The sequence below is a fragment of the Alterotamlana spongicola genome (genome assembly GCF_035818475.1).
GTDB lineage: Bacteria > Bacteroidota > Bacteroidia > Flavobacteriales > Flavobacteriaceae > Cognatitamlana.
The window spans coordinates 733,771-756,334 of record NZ_JAYMGV010000001.1 but is presented as its reverse complement, the minus strand read 5'-3'; the positions used below and the strand labels follow the sequence as shown (position 1 = coordinate 756,334).

The following is a 22,564-nucleotide window of genomic DNA, read 5'->3' as shown; positions in this document are numbered from 1 at the left end:
AAATATGTACGGAAAACTGAAAAAACATCTTCAAGAAGAACTTCAAGACATAAAAAATAACGGACTTTATAAAGAAGAACGTATTATAACCTCGGCCCAGGGCGCAGAAATTACATTAAATACCGGAGAAACTGTTTTGAATTTTTGTGCAAATAATTATTTAGGTTTATCATCACACCCTGAGGTTATTCAGGCCGCAAAAGATACTATGGATACTCATGGATTTGGAATGAGTTCTGTGCGTTTTATTTGTGGTACCCAGGATATCCATAAGGAGTTAGAGCAGAAAATAGCAGATTTCTATCAAACCGAAGATACTATATTATATGCAGCGGCTTTTGATGCTAACGGAGGGGTTTTTGAACCTTTATTGGGAAAAGAAGATGCTATTATTTCAGATTCCTTAAATCACGCTTCTATTATAGATGGCGTTAGATTATGTAAGGCGGCCAGGTATCGATACCAAAATAACGATATGGCTGATCTGGAAAAGCAACTGGTAGAGGCTAATAAAAATGGAGCGCGTTTTAAAATTATTGTTACAGATGGTGTGTTTTCCATGGATGGTCTAGTTGCTCCTTTAGATAAGATATGTGATTTGGCAGATAAATATGAAGCTTTGGTTATGATTGACGAATGTCATGCTGCTGGCTTTATTGGAAAAACAGGTAAGGGCACACTTGAAGAAAAAAATGTTCTGAACCGTATAGATATCATAACCGGTACACTTGGAAAAGCCTTAGGTGGTGCTATGGGAGGCTACACTACTGGAAAAAAAGAAGTTATAGATATGCTACGTCAACGCTCCAGACCATATTTGTTCTCTAACTCATTAGCTCCGGCCATAGTAGGTGCCTCAATTAAAGTATTTGATATGCTGGCAAACAATACAGAATTAAGAGATACCCTGGAGTGGAATACCAATTATTTTAAAAAAGGGATGAAAGATGCGGGGTTTGACATTATAGATGGAGATTCTGCCATAGTTCCGGTCATGCTATATGATGCAAAATTATCTCAAACCATGGCAAACATGCTATTAAAAGAAGGGGTCTACGTTATAGGCTTCTTTTTTCCTGTAGTTCCAAAAGAAAAAGCCAGAATACGCGTACAGCTTTCAGCTGCTCACAATAAATCTCATTTAGATAAGGCTATTACTGCATTTAGCAAAATAGGCAAGGAACTTAATATTATCTAAACTCATTCTTAACTAGCCCATAATGTTTGGCAAACATAAGCGGGAGTCAGTGTTATGTACAATATTTTTATATATTTGTCTTTGTTAATAATATTTAACAACTTACTTTTGTTTACAATTAACACTTAAAAATTAAACTTTTGAATATGAAAAATCTTAGCAGATTATTATGCGCTATGTTGCTAGTTCTAGTATTTAGCAACGCAAATGCGCAAGACAAAAACAACCCATGGCAAATTAACATTGGGGTAAACGCAGTTGACTTTTATCCGGTTGGAGAAGATGCTCCTCAAGGAGGTTGGTTTGATAAGTTCTTTAATGTATCTGACCATTATAACATCTTACCTTCTTTATCAACGATCTCTGTTTCTAAATATGTAGGAGACGGATTCTCATTTGGAGTTGGCGGATCTTTAAACAAAATTGATAAGTTTGGAGATGAAGCAACTAGCGATTTATCTTACTATGGGGTAGACGGTACAATTAAATACAATATTCTTGAAGGTAAAACTCTCGATCCTTATGTAGGTGTTGGAGGTGGTTATACCTGGGTAGATGAAGTTGGAGCAGGTACTTTAAATGGTACTGCTGGTTTTAATGTATGGTTTAGTGAAAATGTTGGTTTAACAATTCAAACAGCATACAAACATGCCTTTGAAGATTATTTAGCTTCTCACTTCCAACATACTGCTGGTCTTTCTATCAAATTTGGAGGAACTGATACGGATGGAGATGGTATCTATGACAAAGATGATGCTTGTCCAGATGTTGCCGGTTTAGCTGAGTTTAACGGATGCCCTGATACTGATGGTGATGGTATTGAAGACAGTAAGGATGATTGTCCTAACGAAGCTGGTTTAGCTGAGTTTAACGGATGTCCTGATACTGACGGTGACGGTGTTCCAGATAAAGATGATGAATGTCCTACAGTTGCAGGATTAAAAGCTTTAAATGGTTGTCCAGATGCTGATGGTGATGGTATTGCTGATAAAGATGATAAATGTCCTAACGAACCAGGACCTGCTGCAAATCAAGGATGCCCTTGGCCAGATACTGATGGTGATGGTGTGTTAGATAAAGATGATCTTTGTCCTACTGTAAAAGGTACTGTAGCTAACAATGGTTGTCCTGAGGTTACTGAAGCTGTTAAGAAAGCATTAAATGCTTATGCTAAAACCATCTTATTTGATACAGGTAAATCTTCTATCAAAGCACAGTCTTCTGAAGTTTTACAAAACATCATTGATATCTTAAAAGAATATCCTAACTCTAAGTTCTCTATTGAAGGACATACTGATAGCGTAGGTAGTGAAAAACTAAACCAAACGTTATCTGATTCCAGAGCTAACTCAGTAAAAGATTACTTAGTTGAGCATGGTATTGATTCTGGTAGACTTTCTGCTATTGGATACGGAGAGGCTAAACCAATAGATTCTAATAAAACTAGAGCTGGTAGAGCTAATAACAGACGTGTTGAAATTAACTTAGTTAAAAACTAAGCTATAAGCACTATAAAATAAGATTACTAAAAACGCTTCGGATATCCCGAAGCGTTTTTTATTTTTATAACATGACAACTTTTATTTTTGATGTACTAAAAGATTTAAAAAATAATCACACCAATTTTTCCCGGATCACTTTTATATTGCCTAGTAAGCGCGCCGGTATATTTTTAAAACACCAACTGGCTTCGGTGATAAACGAAACCATATTTTCCCCTTCTGTCATTAGTATAGAAGAGTTTATTGAAGCATTGTCTCAACTTAAAAGTATGTCCAATACAGAGCTTTTATTTGAGTTTTATTCCTCCTATTCCCAAATAGTAAATGAAAAAGATAAAGATACTTTTGAATCCTTTTCAAAATGGGCTCAAATATTACTTCAGGATTTTAATGAAATAGACAGGTACCTTATACCACAAGAACATATTTTTAATTATTTAAGTGCTATTGAGGATTTAAAACACTGGTCTCTGGAAGAGCCTAAAACAGATTTTGTTAAGAAGTACTTAGCATTTTGGAATAAGCTATACAATTATTATGAGCATTTTACAAAGCACCTTAAAGATAAACATATTGGATATCAGGGTTTAATTTATAGAGAAGCTACAAAGAAAATAGATTCTTATATTAAAAATAATGCTGATAAACAGCATGTATTTTTAGGATTTAATGCCTTAAATACTTCTGAAGAAACTATTATACAAAAATTACTGGAAAACAATCTGGCTAATATCTATTGGGATATAGATGCTGTTTTTATGGAAAACAAAAATCATGATGCCGCGTTATTTACCAGACAGCATAAAAATAATTGGGAGTTTTTTAAAAAAAATCCTTTTAAATGGATCACAGAACATTATTCTGAAGCAAAAAATATAGCCATATATGGGGTCCCTAAAAATATTGGACAAGCTAAGTATATTGGTTCTCTGTTAAGCAAATTACAGAAGGAAAAGCAAACGCTACAAAATACAGCCGTGGTTTTAGGAGATGAAAACCTGTTAATTCCGGTACTTAATTCATTGCCGGAAGGGATAAAGGCTTTAAACGTTACTATGGGTTTTCCTTTAAAGTCTATCCCGCTGGCGTCATTGTTTGATGCGCTTTTTCATTTACATAAAAACGCGACAAACAGGTTTTATTACAAAGATGTTATTAGGATTATCTCCCATCAATTTGTGCGGCCATTGCTCCATATAAACCATGTGGATTATGCGTCAAAACTCAACAACGCTATTGAAGGAGATAACCTGGTATATTTAAATATAGAAGAATTAAATCTTTTAGTGGATAAGCCAAATGACATAATAGAGTTACTTTTTTCCAATTGGAATCAATCCGTTGAAGAGGCTTTAAATAACTGTTTAAAACTCATAACACAGATTAAAAAGGTTCTGGATAAAGACAAGACAGAACATATTTTATCATTAGAATATTTATTCAGATTTAATGAATTGTTTAATGAATTGGTGCTGTTAAACTCCAGGCATGAACATATTAAAGATGTGTCAACTCTATATAGTGTTTATAAGGAATTATTAAGTTCAGAAACTTTAGACTTTCAGGGGGAACCTTTACAGGGCTTACAGATCATGGGTATGCTGGAATCACGTGTTTTAGATTTTGAAACCGTAATTATTTCATCCGTTAATGAAGGCATATTACCCTCGGGAAAAAGCCAAAACTCGTTTATTCCTTTTGATGTTAAAATAGAAAACAGTTTACCGGCTTATAAAGAAAAAGATGCAGTCTATACCTATCATTTTTACAGGTTATTGCAGCGCGCTAAACAGGTATTTATAGTATATAATACTGAGGCAGATGTGCTTACAGGGGGAGAAAAAAGCAGGTTTATAACACAGTTGGAATTAGAAGGTATCCATAAGATAAACCATCAGATCATTACACCACAGGTTCCGGTTATTGAAAACAGGGACAATATAGTCCGCAAGACCCCGGAGCTAATAAAAGCCCTGAAGGAGGTAGCACAAAATGGTTTGTCACCTTCATCATTAACCAATTATATAAGAAACCCTATTGATTTTTATTATCAGAAAATATTAAAGATCAGGGAATATAATGAGGTTGAGGAAACCGTGGCCGCTAATACTTTAGGAACTGTGGTGCATAATACCTTAGAAGATTTTTATAAACCTTTAATCGGTGAGTTTTTAACCGTAAACCATATTGAACAATTAAGGCCCAACATAGAAGGGAGGGTCACGTATCATTTTCAAAAAGAATATAAGAAAGGTGATATTACCAGGGGTAAAAACCTGATTGTTTTTGAAATAGCAAAACGCTACGTTACTAATTTTTTAGATCTGGAAATTAAAGCCCTAAAAGAAGGGAATACCATTAAAATTAAAGCTATTGAGGCTGATAATAAAGTGCAGGTCAATATCCCGGAACTTGATTTTCCTGTTGTATTAAGAGGTAAAGTTGACCGGGTAGATGAATACAACGGTGTTATAAGAATTATAGATTATAAAACAGGGAATGTTCAGCAAAATCAGGTTGAAATAGTGGATTGGGGGGCTATAACAACAGATTATAAAAAATACAGTAAGAGTTTTCAAATTTTATCCTATGCGTATATGATGCAAGCGTCAAACAGCCTAAACTTTCCAATTGAAGCAGGTATCATTTCATTCAAAAATTTAAGCTCGGGGTTTTTAAAATTTTCAAAGAAGGAAAGTGCTTTTAGCAGATCTAAAAACACATTAATAGCCCCTGATACGTTATTGGCTTTTGAATCAGAATTAAAAAAACTTATATTAGAAATTTGTGATCCCAATATAGATTTTATAGAAAAAGACGTTTAATATGGTAAGTACTAAAAATATAATTATCCCGGGTAAACATCAAAAACCCATACTTACAGATATGTTTTATCAGGATGATGAAGACGCCAAGCCTGTTGTTATTTTTTGTCATGGTTACAAAGGATTTAAGGACTGGGGCGCCTGGGATTTAATGGCCATGGCTTTTGCTAAAGCAGGATTCTTTTTTGCGAAATTTAATTTTTCACACAACGGCGGAACAGTGGAACAACCTATAGATTTTCCTGACCTGGAGGCCTTTGGACATAATAACTATACCAAAGAACTGGATGACCTGGAAACGGTTATAGACTGGGTTTTTAAAACACCAGAATTAAAACGCAAGGTAGATACAAGCCGTATTAATTTAATAGGGCATAGCAGGGCCGGGGGGATAGTTACTATAAAGGCGGAAGAAGATAATCGGGTTCATAAAGTGATTAGCCTGGCAGGGGTGAGTGATTTTGGAAAGCGTTCCTCCACTTCAGGAGATTTGGAACAGTGGAAAGCCAACGGTGTTAAATATATTTTAAACGGAAGAACCGGGCAGCAGATGCCGCACTACTACCAGTTTTATGAAGATTTTATTGCCAATGAAACACGATTAACCATACAACGGGCCGTAACGCAGTTAAAAATACCCTATTTGATCATACATGGGAATAAGGACACCAGTGTATTGGTGGACGAGGCCCACCAGCTCCATGCATGGAACCCCAAAGGCCATTTGGAACTTATTGAGGGTGCGGATCATGTGTTTAATACCAGGCATCCCTGGGACAATGATGAACTGTCCGAAGCCTTAAAAACAACTACACATAGTATTATAGAGTTTTTAAATAAATAACTTACAAATTTGTAAGTAAAAACTTCTTTTTTATTATATTTGATGTGTCAATATATTTATAATACGTCACTATGAGAAAACGAAATATAAGAGCGTTTTAGCAATGGTGCCAGTAAGGCTGATATAAATATATGGGAATAAATACAATATGTTTTAACTGTAGTCCATATACCTGAACAACAAACTGAATTTTAATATTTTTAATAACAACATTAAATTATGAAAAGCAAACTCCAAAGACTGACCAAAATTGGGATTCTAACTTTTGGAATTATTATTACTGTTACTAACTGCTCAAAAGATGAGCTAACTAAAGATGAATTAACTGAAATACAAAAGATAAAAAATGAATTTTCACTAGCATATTTTGACAACCTTTTCGTGAAAAAAAACCTTCAAATAAATTGGAATGATTTTAGACTGAATAATAGCGAAACGTCTCCTAAATCAACATATGAATTTAGTACAAGACTGAAAGCTAATGATTTTATTGAGAACGGAGGAACAAAACTATTTTTCAAATACATTCTTGAAATATCCAAAATTAGAAACAATCAATGGGACTTTGAAGTAATTAAGTTTACTACAGAGGACAAAGAATCCCTTGAGAGCATTTCCTCTTTTTCGTCATATGATTTTTCTGGAACCGTTACGCATTTTAATTTAAAGGGGGAGCTTACAGAAATCAAAGGTCTTGAAAAAGGCATGGAGATTACTCCCAAATTACATAACCGTATATTTGCAAAAGGAGGGCCAACACCAACGGATCATGATCCATCTGACTCAGACTCTGGTGGTGCAGGTTTTCAGTGGATTGAAGTTGTACACTATACAGATTGGTACAAAGTATATCCCGATGGGACTCAGGAATTTACACATAGAGTATATAATTATACTACTTGGGAGTATATTTATGTACCAGCTAATAGCAACTATTCAACTAATTCTCCTTATCTTAATCATGAGTCAAATGAGTACTTTGTAGTGGATAGTAACAATAATGAAAATGTTGATGAAGAAGATAAAGTTGACGATTCTAAACTTACAGGAAAAGCTAAATGCATATTTGACAAATTAAATGAAAGTAGTAGTAATCTATTTAAAGAAACAATAGGAAAATTTATTGATGACCCTGAATACAATTTAACTCTTATTATTGGTGAGTGTTCAAGGAGTGATGATGCTTGCACAGACTCACGTAATTTAGATTCTACAGGAGAAATTATTATCAAGATAGAGGATAACAATGCAAATCCTTTACAAATGGCTCAATTTATCCTCCATGAAGCGATACATGCTGAAATTCATCGTTATGTAAGTAGATTTGAAAGTGGAGTAGATCCTGACAATAGGGCTAGATTATTTCAACTTTATGATTTTTACAACGATCATTTTAATATTGGGGATATACAACATGTATATATGACCGAAAGGTATATAAACCCTATAGCTTCTGCTTTAAGAAAACTAGATGGATTTAAGTATCCTTTAGATTATTACAAAGCATTTGCTTGGGATGGATTAAGAACCTGGGATTTGAGTAACCTTCTAGATCCAAGTTTAGATTCAAAATATGAAGAATACAGAAAAATTGTAATTGAAAATACTACGATATCATGCGATTAAAATATTTAGTAATACTAATCTTCTTAAATTTATCTTGCAATTCTCAAAAATCATTTCAAGAAGTAATAGATGTTTACAATGTTGTAATTGATAAAGCAGTTAAACCATTACCTACGCCACCACCAGAACCTGGGGATAATTCTAGTATGCCACTAAGAATTAAAGATTCGTTAAGAGGTATTAAACTTAACATTGCCGTTTCTAATCGTTTAGAACTATATGACAAACAATCATTCAATGTTTTTGGTTATGAAGATTATCAAAGTGCAAAAGATAATTTGATTGCCAATAAAAATCGAATGTTAATGAAAAGAAATTGGTTTAATACTAATTTAGGGCACACTTTGAGTATAGTTGATTTAAATAAAATAGATAAAAAACAAATTTTCAAAGAATATTATAGGCTGGTTTTTTTGTCTAATATTGGTTTTAATACCGCCAAAGATAAAGCTATTGTAATCATTGGTTTAGAATATGGAAGTAGATTGTCAGGAGCAGAATTACTTTACTTTCTAGATAAGATTGATGGAAAATGGGAAATAAAACATGAAAAAGTAATTTCTATCTCCTAAAAATACAGCCTGCAACACTGTGTCCTAAAACTTATTAATCCAATGATTCAAAGCAATAGTTATTGATCTTAACCTACATTGTATAAGTAAATACCTCGTCTTTATTATATTTGGTATGTCATGTATATTTATAATACATCACTGCGAGAAAACAAAATATAATGGTGTTGAAGAAGGCTGTATAAATATATTGGGATAAACACGATATATTGTGTTTATTGAATAGTTGGCAAACATTAAAAAACTATGAAATTATTAAAAAACCTCAAAGTATACCTTATTCTAATTACTATAATAATTATAGGCATATTATTAATCTTGAATGAATTCCTTTTATATGGACTTGTATTATTTGGGGTAGTAATTTTAATATTTTCATTTTGGAAACTATTCTTAAAAAACAAACAAGAAGAAATTTCAAAACTCAATGAACAATTATCTGAAGAAAAAAAACAAAATGATTTTTTATTAGAAGAAAATAAAGAATTAAAAAATAGAAAATTGAATATTTCTGAAATCAAAAATATTCTTGATCTAGGACTCATTGAAGTTGATACTAATTTCATAAGAACTTGGAATAATTCCACCAATCACGGGAATAAGAAGGTTCATTTCATAGGTGCTTTACAAGTTAATATTATTGCAAAATACGGAATCGACCTTAAGGAATTAAGGATCAAATTTGACAAAGAGGAAAATACTATTTCAGTAGCAAATATAAACCCTAAATTTCTATCATTTAAAGACCTCGATTACGATTGGAAAATAAGTGAAATTATGGAATACAAACAGGTCTGGTTTGGATCTGGTCATTGGAGGAAATCTATCGAACTCGAAGGTTTTGCTGCGAAAATAAAGGAGGACTTAAGAAAAACTATTCATCAAGAAGTCATAAATGGTCCTAATGAATTAAAATGGGTTTTAGAACCTTTAAGAAAACAGATAGAAAATTCCCTTGAAATTATAATCGGATCAGTGCCTGGAAGAAAAATACGAATTGTCAATAAATTTGATGAAACGTATTTACCCCTTGACCAATATTCAGAAACAGATTAAAATGTTTTCAGCAAGGTATTAAATTTATGCTATGTTTAAAGAAAACTGTAAAACCAAAATACTAAGTAATATTTGTATTAGGTTTAAAACCCTGCGGATTTTAAGCCGTACAAATCTTATACAATATCGTTATATACAATTTGAAAAATGAACAAATTTGATAAAACTGGAATTATAGTAATTATAATTGGAAAGGCGATGTTCATCATGTATATATGGTTGAGAATTATGTTAAATCAATAGCAAGTGCTATATGTGAACTAGACAATAATAAATATCCACTAAGTCATTATATGGCTTATGGTTGGGATGGTTTAAGGGAAGCAGGGTATACTTCTAAAAGGCTTACAGAAACTGAAGACACTCAATATTGTAGCTTACGTGATATTGTAGAAGTTAACACTCAAATTTGTAATTAGTTTGCCATGAAAAACTTAATTGTACTATTCTTTATTATAACAATTATAAGCTGTAATAATAAAACAAATTCGTCTAGTATTGATGGAGTTATCTCTTTTATGATAGATAAAAAAGCTCTTCCATTACCGCCAGCCCATATAAATGATTCAGCAACAGTTATTGATAAAAAAACAATAGACTCTTTACTTAAAATAAAACTAAAAGTAGCATTGTATCCAACAACAGATATTTTTTCAGAAAAAGAATTAAAAAAAATTCCAGAAGAATATTTTGATAAATTTAGCATGAATGACAATACCTTTAAAAAGATTACATTAAATGGTATATCAAGTAAAAAGGGTCATAAAGTTGTGCTCGCTGACGCAACTGAATTGAAAAAATCTAAAGATTTTAAAAATTTTGATTTACTATTTTGGTTTTCAGACTTTTATTTCTCTAAAGACAATCAAAAAGTTCTTTTTAATCTTGGGGTTAGTCGAAGTCGATTAGCAGGGAGTAGTTCTCTTTATATATTGAAAAAAGAAAATAGTCAATGGAAGATAGAATACTCAAGGTCTATTTCTGAATGGTAAAACAAATAAAAATACAGCCTGCAACACTATGACCTAAAACTTATTAATCCAATGATTCAAAACAATAGTTATTGATCTTAATCTACATCGTGTAAGTAAACACTACGTTTTTGTTATATTTGGTACTATAAAATGGCACTTCGAGAAAAAATAAATAATGGCGTTTTAGGGCAGTCTGCCGCTAAGGCTATATTAAATATATGGGGAATTAACACAATATATTGTGTTTATTAAGTAGTTAGCTAATATTAAAAACCAAATATTAATTATAAAGCATGAAACATGAAACAAATTTACATTTTAATGATTTATTATTGCCATGACAAAGTATTTTTCAATTCACAATAGTTTAAATGAAAAGATTATGGGTAAACTACCTCAAGTAAAAGAGGTAGTTCATAATTGTCATGTTTGGGATAACTCAAATTTTATAGACAGATTTTCATTTAAAAAAATAGAAATAAACCCTATTCTTTCAAATGCTATTTTATATGCCAAATCAAAACGAACTGATTTAATAGAAGTTAGTAGTGTTGGTTTTTCTTATGGATCTATGCTAATAAGTGATAAGTTGAAAAACTTATTAGAACAGTTTAATTCTTTTGGAATTCAGTTCTTTTCAACAAGTATAATTCATAAAGAGAATAAAATTAAAAATTATTGGCAAACACATATTTATGATATTCCTTACGATTTTATAGATTTTAAAAATACTGATCTTTTATTAAAAGATAGAGATGAGAATCGAAAACCTATTCAAAACTACTTGGAAAAACTAGATATATGGAGAGAGGAATATAACAACTTTAGGCCTCATAGTTCCTTGGGTGATATCCTTCCTAATAAATACATCGAAATGAATAAAAACAGCTCGGATTCTCTACTTTTAACTGGTTCTTAATTTGGGAGGAGATCAAGGTTACAATAATATTGAACTCAAAAACTTCTTTTTAAGGGACAGCTACAGCAAAATAATTGAAAAATGAAAAAAATAACCATATCAATACTGATAACTTTTTACAGTCTGTTTTCATTTAGTCAAAAAAAAGAACTTTATGTTAATGATGATTTTAAATATATAACAAAAACTGAATTTGACAGAAAATCTGACCACCCTCTGGGATATAACTTGAGATTTGATTTAGATTCTTGTTATTTGAATGTAAAAGTTTCAAGATATATAAAAGGTAAAATTAAATTGAGTTTACTTGATTCAATAAAAACCTCCTTTAATAAATTCAATCAAATAAAACTTGATGATAGTGATGCTTTATTTGTAAATTATTATCCTGGAGATGATAATTGCAGTTCAAGAGGGTATAAAGCCAATTTTAAAAAAAGATATAATGAATTCTATAGAAATATTAATAAAATAGAAAATTTAAAACAATTATTTATATATAAATCAGATGACGGATTAAGAGGATTTGGAAAAAAAATTAATTGGCAACCTGATATAAATAATTTGATTGAAAATACATTTTATCCTATTCATTACCCTTGTGGAGGATATTTAATTATTGACAGTAAAGGCAATTATATATCAGAAAGAGGAGAATATTGTTATTCTAAAATATTAATAAAAGAATTAAAAACCTTTGCAAGTAATAGCAATAATTGAATATTTGTTCTTGCTTACTCCTGAGAGCCTTAGAGATTTTCACTTAGTGTGTCTTATAAAGTTAAATAACCAACTCAAAAAAAGAAGGCAACGTTTAGTACGTTGCCATCAATCAAAATCAAACTCATCCTAGTTCTTTTTCTATAAACCAGTAAAGGTTACAAACATAAATCTATACTTTGAAAAACAATGCGACAACTCATGTCTAAGTATGAAACAATCAATGGATTTGGAATAAGCATCCCTACTTATGTAGTCTAATTATGTGTTAATTCATAATAGAATCCTTTCTAATAGAAGGTAGTTTCTTTCGGTAATGCAGTAAAAAGATAAATTTAAGGGCATGATTATTAAAAGTGGGCAAATACTAGAGCTTTAGTATAAATTATACGATGCATAATAAATCATTTACCTATATTTATATAGCAGCTATTCGTTTTTAATGAAAAGATACAATTCCATAGGAGAACTATTTATAGATTATAGAAATTTCAATGGTCTGTCCCAGTCAGATTTTGCAATTAGTATAAATGTTAATCTAAGAACCGTACAGCGCTGGGAAAAAGATCTAAGTTTAATTAAATCTGAAAAAGAAGAGGCTATAGTACTCACCACACTAATGCCCTATCAACTCATACATAATTTAAATGCTACGGTTCCTATTCCTACCTATTATAGCTTTAAAACCAGAAAATATTCACTCTCAAAGCAAACCAATGCACTGCCAAGATTGAACTGGTTTAAAGATCAAATTCAAATAGAGTCTAATAATTTAAGAACCATAGATTTTAATTTGGATTTTAATCATATAGAAAAGTTTATAGGGTCTCAGAAAAGAGATAACAATTATGTGAATGGCGATCTGTTAAAAGAAGCCATTAGGTTACTGCCGGAGCTGAATTTTGTAAGCACAGGTAAGTCCGGATATTATACGGGGCATTGTATTGTACTGCCAATAAAAGAAGCGGTTTACATCAAGTTAAGAACTAGACAAATAACTAATAAAGACCTTAGGTTTGACGATCTGGTCAATTACAAAACGCAGGAACGTCCTATATTTTACAGGTATGATGTTACCGGAGACTGTAACGATACCATATTTTATATTATGGCGCGGTTTTTTAGGTTTTATAGAGACCTTAACGCTAAAGATTACCTGGCCTGTACCTATACCGAGCGGGAAGACAGCTACCACTTAAATATACAGGCAGGTATGCGTATAGTATGGGAAGACAAGGTATTGCAAAAAACATTGCATTTAAACCACCCGCCCCGTTTTGTAGAAGGCAATTTTATTGACTTTTTATCAGGTTAAGAGCGTATAGAAGGTGAGGTCTAAAAGATATTTTTCCCTTAAACGTTTAAAATATCACTTTCAGGGTATAAACGTTTTACCCAAAACAGCTCACTAAAAATGTCCATAAAGGCTATAAGGTTTTTAAAATCCTTGCTGTCCACAAAGACTTCATAACCTAGAAGAGAGTTTCCCATGACTAACAGATGCGTAGGGTTTAATGTGTAATCATAATGGCATAAAAGGAACTCAAAACACTCTTTAGTGCCTATAGGTTCATTCTTTCTAACCCAGTTTTTTAAAAGGTCTGCATTAGTTTTGATTTCAGTATACGTGTTCAATTCACACCGGGCATACTCCTCTCTCTTATGATATTTTGAAAAGTCTGATAAGGCTTTATAGAGTTCTAAAAAAATATAAGCTTCATGTTTATTAGAACAATGACATTGCCTGGTTTGCTTATATCGGCACCCTGTATTGGAACAAAACCAGTTGGCACTTAAGCTTTTATGGTATCCGTTATATTTTAAGATCCAATGTTTAATATTAGAAATAGAGTATATGCCATTTTTTTTTAATCCTTTAAACTCATTTAGTACGTCTATTATCATTGAGAGAAATTATTTTGATACACCATAAAGGTTTGATAACAGTCAGAGTCTCAAGGTGTAGTGTTTTTAAACGTTGAAAGGATTTTCAGACCTTAATTCACATTCATTATTTAACCAAAAATAGAGGCAATATTCCTTAGATAATACGACATAAAATGTCTCAAAAAAACAACGTAAATAAGATGTAAAATCAGATTATTATTTATACGGGAATCTATTGTGAATTTTACACGTTTTGGATGGGAATGCTTTTAATAATTCAAAATCTCATGGATTTTTTTGCTGTGAAGCTTGCTTTTTCGGCTATGGTCAATTCATTTTATGCCGATTTAAAACTGGCGCTCCATCAATCAGACAGTGCGATTTATTATTTTAAGAAGTCCTTAGATGTTATTGATACTATGAAGGTGCATATTGAAATCAGGCCGGTTGTACTTGAGCAGCTTGCCAATCTTCATTTTGAAAAGCATGAAAGGGAAAAAGCCTTTGCCTATATGAAATCAGCCAAAGCTATTTCAGACAGTCTGTTTCATACGCAAAGTAATCTCAATAAGACCTTATTTGAAATTAAGAATAAATACCAGGAAGACCTTAGTAAAAAAGAGGAGCACATATTGGCCCAAAACAGGTTACTGGAATTAAAGGATAAAGCAGGACTGCGGTTAAAAATGCTCATTGGTATTTTGGTATTGCTGACCGGAATTGCATTTTTTACCCTTAAACAGCGGTATAAAATGAAGCGTATGGTGATCCATAAAGAAAAGAATGAAGCTATACTAAAGATTAAAAATAAAGAACTTACTGCTAATGCCCTGCAGATCATTGAAAAGGAGAATACGGTTAAAGAACTGTTGATTACCATTAAAGAACACCTGCCGGAAAAGCATAGCCTGTTAAGTAGTAAATACAAGCAGAACAATGAAAAAATATGGAATGATTTTCATTTAAAGTTCACGCAAACCAATAATGAGTTTTACGAGCGCTTATTGAAGCGCCACCCAGAGCTTACGCCTAATGATTTAATGCATTGTGCTTTGATCAAGCTAAAATTTGACAGTAAAGAAATGTCGGAGATCCTCGGAATTTCACTGCATAGCGTCCATATGGCACGTTCAAGGATTAGAAAAAAGATGAACTTGGCCCGGCAGGAGAGCTTAAGTAATTATGTAACCATGATATAATATTGGGCTAATGGGCTCTAATATAGCGTTATACTTTTCTGGTGTACAAAAAATCATTAAGTTTATAATCCATAACATAGTTTTGTAAATACTGATGACCGACTTACTAAATGATATTGAATGGAGTGATCCCACACTATCTATAGTGCATGATACTGAATGGGAAGCTGAAGTTAAAGCTGATATTGGAAAGGTCATGGACATACATATGCGTACCTCCAGAAGTCCGTGGTTACGCAAAACCATTTTAAAATGGCCACGATATGAAGCCCAGGAATTTCCAAGAAAATTAGCTGATATCTGTGTGCTGGTTGCCGCTCAGGAAAACGCTTGCAGATATTGTTTTGGTGTTGCCCGGTCATGGATGCGACTTTGGGGATACTCTAAAAAGATGATAAACAATATTGAAAGGAATGTTCAAATGGCAGATATGGATGAAAAAGAACGTGCCTTTATACGTTTTTGCAGAAACCTTTCCAGGTCTAATCCCAAGCCACCAAAGCAGGACAGGGATGAGCTATTGCGTTTAGGGTATTCGCCTAAGGCCGTTGCAGAAATGGCATTTCTTATTGTAGATCAGTGTTTTGTGAACAGGGTGTCAACGTTTATTGCAGTGCCTCCAATGGATGAGTTAGAGCGTTTGCCCAACAGTATTTTAGGAAGGCTACTCAGACCTTTAATAGGGTGGAAGCTCAGAAAATTTGGATGGACAGAAACCAGGCCACTTGAAGGCGACCCGGAGTCGTTTCCCGGGGTGGTTCAAAAACTAATAGGTTTACCTGCAGCCAGAGCTATGAATGATGCCTTAAACGGCGTCTTTGAATCAGAAGCTTTATCAAGAAAACTAAAGGTACTCATGTTTGCGGTTGTGGCTAACAGCTTGGAATGTAAGTTTTGTATAGCCGAAACCCATGATATGGCTTTGGAGTGTGGTTTTACTGAAGACGAGTTTAACCAAGCGCTGTCTACGTTATCCTCTCCACATTTAAATGAACAGGAAGAGAAACTGCTTTCCTGGACCAGAGAGACCATTCATTTTCAAAATGGCCCTATGCAATCCAGAATTCGTGAGCTTGCAAAAGATGTAGGAGAGCCTATGATGCTAGAAGCTATAGGTGTGGCATCTTTAGCCAATTCAACCGTTAGACTGGCAGTACTCCTTGGATGATGGATATACTATATTACACGGCTGTTCTATTTATTTTGTTTGGCATTTTGCTGATCATTATTTTTAGACAGAGAAAACGAAATCACAAATTAGAAAAACTTTTGACCCGGACCAATGAGAAGTTGGAACGGCTTCAAATTCATTTCGGGCGTTTTACTCCGGAAGAAGTGATTGAACACTTAACAGACTCCGATAGTGCTTTTAAGCCTGCCATGCGATCGGTAACAGTCTTGTTTGCTGATATTAAAGGATTTACCAGAATGTGTGATATCATGGAGCCCTCAGATGTGGTGAATATCCTTAATGGGTATTTTAGGTGTATGAGTAAGGTGCTAACCAGGCATCACGGACAGGTTACCGAGCTAATTGGGGATGGTATTTTATCTCTTTTTGGCGCTTTAAAGAATAACCCGTGGCAGATCCAGGATGCGGTAATGGCTGCTCTGGATATGCGAAAGGCACTAGACGAATACAATAAAGAATTGAGGTCTAAAGCTTTCCCGGAATTGTCTATTGGAATAGGGATTCATAAGGGGAAAGTTCTTGCCGGGGTATTAGGAAACTATGAGCTGAGCAAATTTGGAGTTGTTGGAGACCCTATTAATGTGGCAGCACGGGTGGAGGCACTAACACGTGAACATAATGTTGATATTTTAATTACAGACGCTATTAAAGTGGAACTGGATGAGCGTTTTGTCATAAAAAAAATGCCTTCGGTTTTTGTTAAAGGGAAATCTGAGCCTATTGTAACTTATGAGGTTATTGAGTTAATGAAGAAATAAAAGGAAATATCTAAGAAAGTAATCTTAGCAAAACCCCTAAGTTGTTAAAAGCAAAAAGCATGTCGGACAACATGCTTTTTGTAAACCCTCAAAAGCTACTAATAGCAATAAATTATTAATAGTGTTGCAATACTATAATTTTCTGAGTTAAGTACATTGCGGGTTTCCGTAAGACAGGTGTTATTTTTAAATAAGTCCCAGATCTTTAACAATTGTAATCAGGTGGGTGGCATTGTTGGCTTTAAACTTATCTTTAAGTTTATTTAATCGTTTTTCAACAGAACTTAAACTGTTTGGTACAATGTTTTTCTGGCTAAAAATAGTACTGATTTGCAGCTGTGAAAATCCTAAAGACAATTGCTTCATCAGGGCTATATCAAAATCGTCAATTTCTAAGTCTGATTTTGGACTCAGCGCATTTTTTACCTGGTAAGATAAAAAACGGGTGTTATTGTATACAGCTTTTATAGCTTTTGACAGTTCCATAGAGCCTTTCCGGTCTTTACAGACGTAGCCATTGATTTGATATCTGTTAACCAGGGTTCTTACTTTTTGCAAACGATCATCCATAGAATATACAATGATGGGTAAATCCGGATATTCAAGCTTTAATATAGCTATAAGGTTTTCCCCGGAAGTTATTTTACAAGCCCTATGATCTTTTTTAAATGACAAATCTGTAATTAACAGATCAAAAGGGTGTTGGTCAAAAACGGCTTTTTTGATCTTTAAATAGGCATCATCACAGTATTGTGCATTTTGTACATTTTCAATGTTCTTTTTATTGAGAATGTTTAAAACGGCCTGATTTATATCATCATGGTCATCAACTATTAAAACTTTATTAAACATAATATCAGATAATTATTTTTGCTTTAAAACCTTTATTGTTGGGGCCGGATTCAAAAATAATTGTTCCGTTAATGGATTGCATACGGTTTTCCACATTTAGAAGCCCGGTGCTTTTTTTTACGGTTCCGCCAATACCATTATCACTATAGGTAATATGGGTCTTGCCTCTGGTTTGACTGAAACTGAAAGCTACTAAAGAGGCCTGGCTGTGTTTTTTCATATTGATCAAAAGTTCCTGAAGTACCCGGTAAAGTGCTTTTTTCTTAATATTGTGAATCTTATCCCAATTGATGTCAGAAATATTTCTTGCAATAATATTGACGTGGTCATTTTTAAAACTTAAAAACAGGTCTTTTAATACGTCTGTATAGTTTTCCTTTAGGTCAATGACACTGTTTTCTTTAGAAATATCTCTGGTCCTGATATAAATATCTTCCAACTCATCCAGAACTTCTTCTTTAATGTTATAGGTTTCAAGTTTGGTTAAGGTGTTATACATATCATTAGCAATCTCATCATGTATTTTTTTAGAGATACGTGTCTCGGTATTATGGACCTGTTTAATCTTTTCCTTTTTATGCCTGGCTCTAAAGTATATGAATAAGAAAAGAGAGAGTAATAAAATGGAGAGTCCTGAGAACAAATAAATCAGCTTTAGTTTTTTCTGTCTTTCTTTTTGGAGTTCACTCTCTTGCGCTTTTTTTAAGTGATGGTTGTATTCATATTTGCTTGCTGCATATTTGTTCTCTTGAATTTGTTTTGATTTATTTATGCTGTCTATTAAAGCTTTGTATTCTTGTACTTCTTCGTCATCTTTTAAGTCAAGTAAAATAGATAGTGCATTTTCCTTGTACTTTAAATTATTACTGGAATTAGCAATAGACAGAGCAGATTTTGCATAGAAAAGAGCTTTTGAATTCTCATTGCTGTTTTTATAATGTTCAGCAAGATGTAGGTAGCTTGTAAATATTCCAGGTACATAATCTAAATCTATTCTCATTTTTAAAGCTCTCTCGAGATTTGCTTCTGCTTTATAATGATTCATTTTAGACTGAACAACTCCAATATTATCAATGGCTCTAGCAGCTTTTAATGTATTTCCTTGCTCTAAATAAAATTTATAAATCTTTTTATATTCATTTATAGCTAATTCATAGTTTTTCTGTTCTTTATATACATTAGCTATATTATTGTTAACGGATGCAATATGATTGGGATCTTGAGCCAGATTTAATACCTTATTATAATATTCAATTGACTTTTCATAATCTTCAAACTGCCTATAGAGCATACCTAATTGATTATAAAATCCTATTCTTGGCTCTATCAATGTATCTGAACCTTTAAGATTTTTTAAATAGGTCATTGCCATTACAATTGAATTTTCACTATCGTATAATGATCCTAATTTGTTTTGGATTTCAGCTATGTATCGTAAATCTAAAATAGCTCTCAATGTATCTTTTTTGACAAGGCTCTTTTTTTTATGCTCTTCAAAAAATATAAACGCATCAATAAGGTCTTTACTGGTTTCGGGTTCTAAGATTAAATTATAATAATATCTTGAACTATCTACAGAGACTTGTGAATACCCAATAGTATGAATAGCAATTGAATAAAAAATAGTATAAAAAAAGAGGAATGAAGTTCTTGATTTCATTCCCCTAAAGTAATAACTAAATTTTAGTTACAAATACAAATTATATTCATTCTGTTGGCGGTGGAATAATTGGGTCATCTTCATCGCAACAAGCGACAGGCTCTCCTGTTTCATCACTTGATGAACTTTGTGGTGAGCAGGAAAAGGCTATTACATTGAGGAAAACCGTAAACATAATTACATATATTTTTTTCATTTTGTTAATAATTAAGATTGAACAATAGTGTTGCTATTCGAGTTTTTATCGAATGCTTTATTGCGGTTACAACACGCTAAAACATGTAGAGACGTCTCTCTGTTTTGGGAAGTGTGGAAAGCAGAAGTAAGACGTGTAATCACTTCCCGGAGATTACATCGCTTTACCTTGCTGTTCCTGTAGAATTAAACTTTGAAACCCCTAAATACTTTAGGGTATTTGTTAATTCTGAAACAAATGAAATAAGATATCATTGAATAAAATGGAAATAGAATGGAAGTGTTTTGGAAAGTGTATAGAAAATAATTTCCACGGTTTTTCTAACAAAATGAATTAATTAATCAACCATAAACCAGATCGCTCATGCACAGTACCTTGCTTATTAAAGCTTTTGAAAAAGCCAAAAAAGAAGAACAAAAAAAAGGAATTAAAGACCCCTCTAATTATAGCCTGGCAAAAATTATATCAGCCTTTATCTCCAATAAAAAAACGGCTATAGGAGAAAGACGCTTAGGAGATTATTATAAACAGGCTTTAAAAGATAACACTAAGGATATTAATATTTCGCAATCCGGAGTGATTCATGGCTTATGTAATTATCTGGGCTATGAAAACTACGAAGATTTTATTAAAAAAAGTAAAACACATACAACAAAGAATGAGAAAAGCTGGCTTTCTTTAATTGTTACGCTAATTGCTGTTTTTATACTTGTTTTAGGATGGTTTGGAAAGGCTATTGTTGCAAGGCGGTGAGGAGTGATGACAAAAAATATAATCTGAAACTTTTGGATAAAAATGATATTTCATTCTATTTGTGACACTTGTCCTTAAATTTTTGCAAGTCAATCAGTTTTAAATTTTCAGAATTTTTTATTACTATGTTACCAATAGTGTTTCTTATTCTGTTATAGACTTTTCCGCTGTCTTGAATCTTTATATAATTGGTTTGTATATATTTCTGCAATTCTTCAAAATTCTTTTGTAAATTTCGTAAGTTGTACGTTGTAATTAAGAAGGCATTAAAATTTAATCCTTTCATAAGATTACTCAACTTTTTTTCAATAAGTATGTATTAAAATTATTTACATGAATTTTCGTGCCATTACCATCAATTACATAATGAAACTAGGTAATCGTATCATCAAACGATATGATGGAGGACCCGAACGGCCTATCATTTTTGATGCAAAAAAAACGTTTCCTAAGCTTTCTGTAATAGATCAAAGTTTTGATACTATTAAATCCGAATATGAAAATGTGAATAAACATTTTGAAATCCCGGCTTACCATGAAGTGGAACAAAGGGCATATGCAATTTCTGGTAAAATTGAACAAAATTTAAAATGGAAGGTGTTTTTATTGTATTATTCTGGAGAAACACCAGATCTTGCAAAAGAATTATGTCCTAAGACTTGCGCCTTGTTAGAGGGAGTACCCAATATATATAAAGTTTTTTTTTCGGTGTTAGAACCAGGGAAATCCATACCTACACACCATGGTCCGTATAGAGGTTATCTCAGATACCACCTGGGGCTTAAAGTGCCAAAAAATTCACCTCCTTGTATTAGAATAAAAGACCAGATTTATCATTGGAAAGAGAATGAAAGTATACTATTTGATGACACCTGGGAACACGAAGTGATAAACAAATCGAGTCAAGAAAGAGTAGTGCTTATTATCGATCTTTTGCGTCCGTTACCTTTCTTTCCAAAACAGGTAAACAGGTTTATTGCTAATTTTCTATTAAAAAAAGTACGTATCAAAAAAGTGCTTAAAGACGTCACAAAGCTAAATAGAAGCAGAAAAAAAACTAAATAACTATTTTGAATTCATTAATAGAGTCTTGCCTTTTTAAGAATGAAAAAAAATGTTGTAATATTTTATTCTAAGATTGTTTTTTATCAATGATTAAGCAAATTAATAAATCAGTATGATTTTAGAGTGAAGTTAAATTCCCATCTTTTAAATATGATCACGCTGAGATATAATTTCTGTGGTTTAATTTTTAACTTCTCTTTATACCTCAGTGTTGGCTTATTAAAATACTCACTGATACTATAGTACTTATTAACACCTTTAGGTTTCAAATGCTTATAGCATTGATAACGTAAATAAGGGGCTAAGTTTTTTCCTCTGAAAGCTTCAAATGTATAGGTGTTATGCACGTAGCCTTCGGAAGGTTTAATTATAAATTTTCTGCCTCTAAAAGAAAAAGTTTGATGTTTTATAAAAGAATAAACGGAGATTTTATCTTCATTCTTTATGCCTAAACATGTATCTCCATTTTTAAGATCTTTCATTAAATCTTTATGGGCAATTCCTATAACATTTTTTTTAATAAAAGTTATTTCCTCCTCTCCGAAAGTAGATAATTGATATTTGGATTCATCACCTCTAATTTGAGGTGGTTCTATACCTGTAGAACCTATTTCCCAAAAATATGGCATAAAATCTAACCCCATTTTAGCCAATGTGTTGCGTATACCATGCCAAAAAAGTCCATGTTTAATAATATTAGAAATCCATATAATTTTGTACGATAAATTTTTTTTACCTGCTTCCATTTAAAGTTTATTTATACCTG

At 32.5% G+C, this 22,564-nt stretch carries 22 protein-coding genes; 17 read left to right on the top strand and 5 right to left on the bottom strand.

Annotated features, from left to right (window positions below):
* The first annotated feature begins 4 nt into the window (after positions 1-4).
* The 12 genes from kbl to VOI54_RS03225 all read left to right on the top strand — a co-directional run bounded on the left by kbl (position 5) and on the right by VOI54_RS03225 (position 13,551).
* Positions 5-1,198 carry a glycine C-acetyltransferase gene (gene kbl, locus VOI54_RS03280; protein ID WP_326281290.1) on the top strand — a complete coding sequence of 398 codons (1,194 nt, stop codon included), beginning with the start codon at positions 5-7 and terminating at the stop codon, positions 1,196-1,198.
* Between the two features lie 146 nt (positions 1,199-1,344).
* Positions 1,345-2,697, top strand: a complete 1,353-nt coding sequence (locus VOI54_RS03275; RefSeq protein ID WP_326281289.1) for an OmpA family protein — start codon at positions 1,345-1,347, stop codon at positions 2,695-2,697.
* Positions 2,698-2,768: 71 nt separating this feature from the next.
* Positions 2,769-5,525 (top strand): PD-(D/E)XK nuclease family protein, encoded by a 2,757-nt coding sequence (locus VOI54_RS03270; RefSeq protein ID WP_326281288.1) that lies wholly within the window; start codon positions 2,769-2,771, stop codon positions 5,523-5,525.
* A 1-nt stretch (position 5,526) separates the two neighbouring features.
* The gene (locus VOI54_RS03265) at positions 5,527-6,369 is read left to right on the top strand and encodes an alpha/beta hydrolase family protein (RefSeq protein WP_326281287.1); all 843 of its coding nucleotides are present in this window, start codon (positions 5,527-5,529) and stop codon (positions 6,367-6,369) included.
* 219 nt (positions 6,370-6,588) lie between these two features.
* Complete coding sequence (locus VOI54_RS03260) at positions 6,589-7,995, top strand: hypothetical protein (RefSeq protein WP_326281286.1); 1,407 nt, start codon at positions 6,589-6,591, stop codon at positions 7,993-7,995.
* Complete coding sequence (locus VOI54_RS03255; protein WP_326281285.1) at positions 7,986-8,567, top strand: hypothetical protein; 582 nt, start codon at positions 7,986-7,988, stop codon at positions 8,565-8,567. Before VOI54_RS03260 ends, VOI54_RS03255 begins: the two co-directional genes overlap by 10 nt.
* Before the next feature lie 246 nt (positions 8,568-8,813).
* Complete coding sequence (locus VOI54_RS03250; protein ID WP_326281284.1) at positions 8,814-9,623, top strand: hypothetical protein; 810 nt, start codon at positions 8,814-8,816, stop codon at positions 9,621-9,623.
* A gap of 215 nt (positions 9,624-9,838) precedes the next feature.
* Complete coding sequence (locus VOI54_RS03245; RefSeq protein ID WP_326281283.1) at positions 9,839-10,042, top strand: hypothetical protein; 204 nt, start codon at positions 9,839-9,841, stop codon at positions 10,040-10,042.
* Between the two features lie 6 nt (positions 10,043-10,048).
* On the top strand, positions 10,049-10,615 hold the full coding sequence (locus VOI54_RS03240) for a hypothetical protein (protein ID WP_326281282.1): 567 nt from the start codon (positions 10,049-10,051) through the stop codon (positions 10,613-10,615).
* A 364-nt stretch (positions 10,616-10,979) separates the two neighbouring features.
* The gene (locus VOI54_RS03235; RefSeq protein WP_326281281.1) at positions 10,980-11,516 is read left to right on the top strand and encodes an integrase core domain-containing protein; all 537 of its coding nucleotides are present in this window, start codon (positions 10,980-10,982) and stop codon (positions 11,514-11,516) included.
* Positions 11,517-11,597: 81 nt separating this feature from the next.
* Positions 11,598-12,236 (top strand): hypothetical protein, encoded by a 639-nt coding sequence (locus VOI54_RS03230; protein WP_326281280.1) that lies wholly within the window; start codon positions 11,598-11,600, stop codon positions 12,234-12,236.
* A 442-nt stretch (positions 12,237-12,678) separates the two neighbouring features.
* Entirely contained in the window at positions 12,679-13,551 is an 873-nt protein-coding gene (locus tag VOI54_RS03225; protein ID WP_326281279.1) for a helix-turn-helix domain-containing protein, read from the top strand.
* A gap of 38 nt (positions 13,552-13,589) precedes the next feature.
* On the opposite strand, the gene VOI54_RS03220 is transcribed toward VOI54_RS03225, so the two are convergent.
* On the bottom strand, positions 13,590-14,141 hold the full coding sequence (locus tag VOI54_RS03220; protein WP_326281278.1) for a hypothetical protein: 552 nt from the start codon (positions 14,139-14,141) through the stop codon (positions 13,590-13,592).
* A 269-nt stretch (positions 14,142-14,410) separates the two neighbouring features.
* Here VOI54_RS03220 and VOI54_RS03215 point away from each other — a divergent pair, with 269 nt between their 5' ends.
* The 3 genes from VOI54_RS03215 to VOI54_RS03205 all read left to right on the top strand — a co-directional run bounded on the left by VOI54_RS03215 (position 14,411) and on the right by VOI54_RS03205 (position 17,272).
* The gene (locus tag VOI54_RS03215) at positions 14,411-15,322 is read left to right on the top strand and encodes a helix-turn-helix transcriptional regulator (RefSeq protein ID WP_326281277.1); all 912 of its coding nucleotides are present in this window, start codon (positions 14,411-14,413) and stop codon (positions 15,320-15,322) included.
* 94 nt (positions 15,323-15,416) lie between these two features.
* Positions 15,417-16,490, top strand: a complete 1,074-nt coding sequence (locus tag VOI54_RS03210; RefSeq protein WP_326281276.1) for a carboxymuconolactone decarboxylase family protein — start codon at positions 15,417-15,419, stop codon at positions 16,488-16,490.
* A gap of 101 nt (positions 16,491-16,591) precedes the next feature.
* Positions 16,592-17,272 carry an adenylate/guanylate cyclase domain-containing protein gene (locus VOI54_RS03205; protein ID WP_326281275.1) on the top strand — a complete coding sequence of 227 codons (681 nt, stop codon included), beginning with the start codon at positions 16,592-16,594 and terminating at the stop codon, positions 17,270-17,272.
* A gap of 186 nt (positions 17,273-17,458) precedes the next feature.
* On the opposite strand, the gene VOI54_RS03200 is transcribed toward VOI54_RS03205, so the two are convergent.
* Genes VOI54_RS03200 through VOI54_RS03190 form a run of 3 tightly spaced genes read right to left on the bottom strand, consistent with a single transcriptional unit; the run spans position 17,459 to position 19,959 of the window.
* Positions 17,459-18,124, bottom strand: a complete 666-nt coding sequence (locus tag VOI54_RS03200; RefSeq protein ID WP_326281274.1) for a response regulator — start codon at positions 18,122-18,124, stop codon at positions 17,459-17,461.
* Positions 18,125-18,128: 4 nt separating this feature from the next.
* Complete coding sequence (locus tag VOI54_RS03195) at positions 18,129-19,784, bottom strand: tetratricopeptide repeat-containing sensor histidine kinase (protein ID WP_326281273.1); 1,656 nt, start codon at positions 19,782-19,784, stop codon at positions 18,129-18,131.
* A gap of 46 nt (positions 19,785-19,830) precedes the next feature.
* Complete coding sequence (locus VOI54_RS03190; protein ID WP_326281272.1) at positions 19,831-19,959, bottom strand: hypothetical protein; 129 nt, start codon at positions 19,957-19,959, stop codon at positions 19,831-19,833.
* A 384-nt stretch (positions 19,960-20,343) separates the two neighbouring features.
* On the opposite strand from VOI54_RS03190, the gene VOI54_RS03185 reads away from it, so the two are divergent.
* Together VOI54_RS03185 and VOI54_RS03180 are read left to right on the top strand one after the other, a co-directional pair.
* Positions 20,344-20,733, top strand: a complete 390-nt coding sequence (locus tag VOI54_RS03185) for a hypothetical protein (protein ID WP_326281271.1) — start codon at positions 20,344-20,346, stop codon at positions 20,731-20,733.
* A 333-nt stretch (positions 20,734-21,066) separates the two neighbouring features.
* Positions 21,067-21,798 carry an aspartyl/asparaginyl beta-hydroxylase domain-containing protein gene (locus tag VOI54_RS03180; protein ID WP_326281270.1) on the top strand — a complete coding sequence of 244 codons (732 nt, stop codon included), beginning with the start codon at positions 21,067-21,069 and terminating at the stop codon, positions 21,796-21,798.
* Between the two features lie 107 nt (positions 21,799-21,905).
* Here the strand turns inward: VOI54_RS03180 and VOI54_RS03175 are convergent, their stop codons facing one another.
* Positions 21,906-22,544 (bottom strand): hypothetical protein, encoded by a 639-nt coding sequence (locus VOI54_RS03175; protein ID WP_326281269.1) that lies wholly within the window; start codon positions 22,542-22,544, stop codon positions 21,906-21,908.
* Between the last annotated feature and the right edge of the window lie 20 nt (positions 22,545-22,564).